This is a genomic window from Pedobacter sp. 01N416 (assembly GCF_056399685.1).
Window position 1 is genome coordinate 1 of the sequence record NZ_JBFTRT010000276.1, and the last position, 6,214, is coordinate 6,214.

Consider the following 6,214-nt stretch of genomic DNA (forward strand, 5'->3'; position numbering starts at 1 on the left):
GTAGTAAAGGCACTGGTAACGCTTCAGTATTTAGTATATTAAATTTAGGCGCAAAAAAAATGCTGGTTGGCGGAAACTCCGGATTATTTTGGGTAAACACCGAAATAAATAAATGGGAGAAAATAGAAGAACTCGAATTTTTTGCCAACGGAGGTCTATACAGCGATAAAACAGGAATGATATGGGTTTGTGGTAAAAATGGTCTCAGTAAAATAGACTTTAACCAATATAAGTTTAATTTTATTTCCCTTCCTTTTGGGCAGGCCGACATCAAATCCATCATCAGTTATGGTAAGGATTTTTGGGTAGGCACAAACAAAGGTTTGTTTAAATATAATCCCGATAATCGTTCAGTAATTAAACTGCTGCATACCAGTAATGCAAATAGTTTATCAAGCTCTGATATTATTAACCTATCTACCGATTTAAATGGCAGGCTATGGGTAATGGGCGAAAATGGTTTCGACCGTTACGAGGAGAAAGAGAATAAATTTGTTCACCATCATCACCGTTCGGCACTTGGTAGTTTTTTTAACGAAGATGTTTTTAGAGATTTAATTGAGGTAAACAATAACGAATATTATTTGGCTACCGATGCTGGTTTGAAAGTGTATAACGAAAAAAACGGCAGTTATACACATTACTTTAACGACCCTAAAAACCAGGCTTCATTGAGTAATAACCATTTGTACTGCCTTTTAAAAGATGCGCAGGGCAATGTTTGGATCGGGACATACGGAAGTGGGCTCAGCCGCTTTAACCCTAAAACCAGAAAGTTTAGCAATTACATGATCGATAATTCAAGAAAAGGTGGCATTAGCAATAACATTGTAAATAGCCTTTATCTGGATTCGCACCAAAATGTTTGGATCTGCACCCGCGATGGATTGAATAAATATGTAGTTAAAACAGATACTTTCGAAATATATTCAAAGCAAAACGGTTTTGCCAGCAATGTTTTTACCGATCTGGTAGAAGATAACAATGGCAGGTTATGGGTAACAACCGAACAGGGAATCTCACTCTTTGATCCGGTAAACAAAATGGTAAAAAATTACGATGAGAAAGACGGTGTTTATGCCAATGCCGCTATCTGTAAAAATGCGAAAGGAGAAATTTACCTGGCGGGAAGTAAAGGTATCGTTTACTTTAATCCACAACAGCTAAAATATAATAAAACGGCTCCGGCGGTTTATTTTTCCGATTTTTCTATTTTCAATAAATTAATTCTGCCTGGTGATGATTCTCCATTAAAACTACCGGTGTATATGACCAAGGAGATCACTTTGCCCTACAGCCAGAGTGTGCTTTCTTTTGGTTTTATAGCACTCAATTATACACTTTCCGAAAAAAACAAGTATGCTTATTTTCTCGAAGGTTTTGATAAGAAATGGAATTACAGTGGCAGTGAGCATAAAGTCACCTATACCAATTTAAATCCCGGTAAGTATGTGTTAAAGGTAAGGGCATCAAATAACGATGGCATCTGGAATATGGAGGGCAATTCTATCGTAATTACCATTACACCGCCATGGTACCGTACCTGGTGGGCTTTTTGTATTTATGGACTGGCTTTCTTTGGGATAATTTATGCCTATCTTAAATACCGTGAGCATCGAGCAAACCTCGAATTCCAGGTGAAGCTGGCCCATGTAGAAAGTGAAAAAGAGAAAGAACTCAGCGAGAAGAAACTTTCTTTTTTTACCAATGTATCGCACGAGTTTCGTACGCCACTTACACTAATTATCAATCCGGTTAAAGAGCTTTTATACAAGAATGATAAAAATGTTGATACCACTGATYTAAATATTGTTTACAGGAATGCAAAACGGCTTTTAAGTTTGGTAGATCAATTGTTATTGTTCAGAAAAGCAGATACCTATGGCGGAAAATTAAAAGTAGCTCCCGTAAATCTGATGAGTTTGTGTAAAGAAGTATTTCTTTGCTTTGTGCACCAGGCCAGGTCTAAAAAAATTGTATTTGAGTTTATATGCGCCGATGAATTGATCCCATTTTATGCTGATAGGGAAAAAATAGAGATTGTGTTTTTTAATCTCCTGGCAAATGCCATAAAATTTACGCCCGAAGGCGGTACGGTTAAAATGATTGTAAAAAGTAATCAGGAAAATATAAATGTGCTTATAGAAGATACAGGCTGTGGTATTACCAGCTTTGCAGGAGAAAAACTCTATGAAAAATTTTATCAGGATCCAGGAAATAAATCAGCAAAAGGAGGTTTTGGTATTGGTTTGTACCTGGCTAAGAATTTTATAGAAATGCATGGTGGAACGATAAGTTATACCAGCGYTGAAAATAAAGGCACGGCATTTAATATTGCTTTATTAAAAGGAATAAGCCATTTTAAAGATGCGGTAATTTTGCAGGAGGAACTGGTTGATACTGATTCATCGTTATTTAAAGAGTTAATAGAGGATGAAATAACGGCAAATAATATTGTAAAAGCAGCAGAAGAACCATTGATTGATAGTCAGCTCGCTGTGGATTTAAAAACACTTTTGATTATTGATGATAACGTTGAGATCAGAGAATACCTGAAACAGGTTTTCAGAATGGATTACCACCTTTATGAAGCGAGCAACGGAGAAGACGGGTACGATATGGTAAAAGAACTATTGCCCGATATTGTGATATGTGACGTAATGATGGATGGTATAACCGGGATAGAACTTTGTAGTAAAATAAAAGAAGATGTAGCCGTTTCTCATATTCCTATTATCCTGCTGACCGCTATTTCTGCGCCAGAGGTTAAACTTAAAGGAATAGAAGGCGGGGCCGATGATTACATCAGCAAACCTTTTGATAAAGATTTTTTAAAAGCGAGGGTAGCCAGTATACTAAAGAGTAAAAATGCGCTGCAAAAATACTTTTATAACGAGATTACCCTTAATTCTAATAACACCAAAATATCTGCAGAATACAAAGAGTTTTTGGATAACTGTATCCGTATTGTAGAAGAACACCTGATCGATCCCGATTTTAATATCGATATACTGACTGCAGCTATCGGTATGTCGAGATCTAATCTTTACCGCAAAATAAAATCCATTTCTGGTCAGTCAGCGAATGGCTTTATTCGTTTCATCAGGTTGAGGAAAGCTGCGGAAATTTTTATCAATACCGATAAAACCATTCAGGAAACTTCTTACATGGTGGGCATTAACGATCCGAAATATTTTAGAGAGCAGTTTTATAAGCTCTTTAACATGAACCCATCGCAGTACATTAAAAAATTCCGCAAGCCGTTTTCCAATAACATTAATACCACAGTTAAAAAAGGTAAATAGCAAGTAGCCATTCATCTATTATTTTTAATAATCTGCCCCAAAGCATTGTTTTGGGGCTTTTTCGGTTTGTTTACCCCTCTAATTTGGACTGTTTGTACCCCTTGGGAGTTGTTTGTTGGCGCTAATTTAGCCTTCCATAAAGCAGTGTTATAATCGCGATTCCGATAGAGGGTTCTGTTGGGTAGGTTGTAAAATTGATCTGCTAACCAAATATTAAACTTGCAAACCAATATGAGAAGAAAAGTTCTGAAAGGATTTTTGCCAAAATTCTTTACAATTAAAACACTGGCATTTCTATTTATCGTATCCATCAGTTTACCGGCAATGGCATCTTTAGTTTCTGTTAAAACAGGGATAAAGAGTCAGCTTAAAGAAATTGTGATAACAGGTACGGTAACAAACGAAACTGGCGCTACATTTCCAGGTGTGGCGGTTAAGATTAAGGGAACCGAAAAAGCAGTGCAAACTGATGCAAAAGGTAAATTTAGTATCAGTGTTGCAGCCACAACAGATGTACTTGTTTTTTCTTATGTGGGCTATACCAATCAGGAGCAAACGGTTGGTGATAGAACAACCATTAATGTTCAGCTTAGTTCTGATACCAAAACACTAAACGAATTGGTAGTGGTTGGCTATGGAACACAGAAAAAAGCAACATTAACCGGATCAATCTCGCAGGTAAAAGGAGCCGACCTGGTTAAGAGTCCGCAACCGAATTTATCCAATTCATTAGCCGGCCGGTTTTCTGGGGTGGTAATTAACAATAGGAGCGGTGAGCCGGGTTTTGATGGTTCGAACATCACCATCAGGGGTTTGGCTACAACCGGGAGCAACAGTGTATTAGTTGTTGTAGATGGAATCCCCGGACAAATTGGTGGTCTAGAACGACTAGATCCCAACGATATTGAAAGTGTTTCGGTATTAAAAGATGCTTCTGCTGCTATTTACGGTAATAGAGCTGCCAACGGGGTAATTTTAGTGACTACAAAAAAGGGAAAAACTGGTAAACCAACCATCAACTATAGTTTTAACCAGGGTTTTAGCTCGCCAACAAGATTGCCTAAAATGGCTGATGCGGCAACCTATGCACAGATTATGAATGAAATTGGTTTTGATTCGAATCCTGCARGTGGTCTTAATCAGTCGTACACGGCAGATCAGATCGAAAAATTTCGTAATGGTTCCGACCCATTGTTATATCCCAATACTGATTGGATTGACCAAACCTTGGAAAAAACTGCGCTGCAAAGCCAACACAGTCTTTCTGTTAACGGGGGCAGCGAGGATGTAAAATACTACATGTCGTTAGGTACTGTTTCTCAAGATGGTTTGTATAAAAATGGGGTAACCAAATACAATCAGTATAATTTCCGCACAAATATAGATGCCAACGTTTCTAAATACCTTAAAGTTGGCTTGTCGGTATCAGGCAGGCAAGAAAACCGTCTGTTTCCTCAGGTAGGGGCTGGCGATGTTTTCAGATCCATTTATAGGGCAAAACCTATTGTATCGGCCTATTATCCAAATGGTTTACCAACAACCGGTATCGAAAATGCAAATCCAGCCGTACAGGTTACAGATATAGGCGGAACAAATAAATCGCCAACGCAGGTTTTAAATGGCATTCTAAGAGCTAGTTTTATTATTCCCGGAGTACAGGGTCTTTCTGTTGATGGTTTCTTTTCTGCTGATAAATCCAATGTATTTACCAAAAGTTTCAGCAAACCATATCTGCTGTATCAATATGATCCTACATCTAAAAACTATAATAGTGTTATTGTTGGTGGCAATAACCAAAAAGCTACGTTGACCGAAAGTCATAGAAATGAATCGTTGCTTACTTCTAATATTAAACTAAACTACGCTCGTCGTTTTAACCTGCACGACATCAATGCCTTTGTGGGGTATGAGCAGAGTGAAAATCATTTAGAATATTTCGATGCACAACGCTTTAACTTTCTCTCTACTTCGTTGCCTGAACTTTCTCAGGGAGGTACTGCTGCTACGGATTTCTTAAACTCAGGCTATAGCACAAATTATAACCGCCGAAGTATAATTAGTCGTTTGGCTTACAGTTACGATGATAAATACCTTTTTGAAGGGCAGTTGCGCGTAGATGGATCATCAATTTTTCCTCAGGGTAAACAGTATGGTTATTTTCCTTCAGTTTCTGCAGGGTGGGTAATCTCAAGAGAAAAGTGGTTTAACGAAAACGTTAAATTTGTTGATAATTTAAAAATCCGTGCTTCATACGGAGCGCTTGGTAACGATAACGTAAATGGTTTCCAGTACTTTGATAATTATGTTCTTGTTGGAAATGGATTTGTAGCCCAAAGCCCAGGTGCAACATCATCAACCATACAGCCGGGCGTAAATTTAGTTAAACTTGCAAACCCGAATATTACCTGGGAAGTAGCCAAAAAACTCGATATCGGTTTCAATGCCGTTATATTTAAAAACTTCAGTATCGAAGCCATCTATTTTCAACAAAAAAGATCTGATATCTTGGCCACCCGTAATGCATCATTGCCAGGTTCTTCAGGAATTGTAAACCCTTTCGGTTCTGATCCGCTGGTACCTTCAGAAAATATTGGTAAAGTTAATAATACTGGTTTTGAAGCTACTTTAGGTTATAACCATAATGGCGAAAACTTTAAATGGAATGCATCAGGCAATATCACTTACGCAAAAAGCAAAGTAATTTTTATAGATGAAGCCAGTGGTACACTAGATTATCAACGCCAAACCGGCAGACCATTAAATGCTAATCTGCTTTACAATAGCATTGGCATATTTAGAACGCAACAGGAGTTAGATGCTTACCCACATGTAAGTGGCGCTAAAATTGGCGATCTTAAATACCTCGATTATAATAATGATGGCAAAATAACCGCCGATGACCAAACCAG

Annotated in this window: 2 protein-coding genes; both read left to right on the top strand. The window is 37.8% G+C overall.

The window, feature by feature from the left end; translation table 11 throughout:
• Nucleotides 1-3,305 (top strand): hybrid sensor histidine kinase/response regulator transcription factor (locus AC1DND_RS15850; RefSeq protein WP_477583022.1); only part of this gene is annotated, 3,305 nt, incomplete at its 5' end.
• A gap of 231 nt (nucleotides 3,306-3,536) precedes the next feature.
• Nucleotides 3,537-6,214, top strand: a 2,678-nt coding sequence (locus tag AC1DND_RS15855; protein ID WP_477583024.1) for a SusC/RagA family TonB-linked outer membrane protein, incomplete at its 3' end; no start/stop codon positions are given.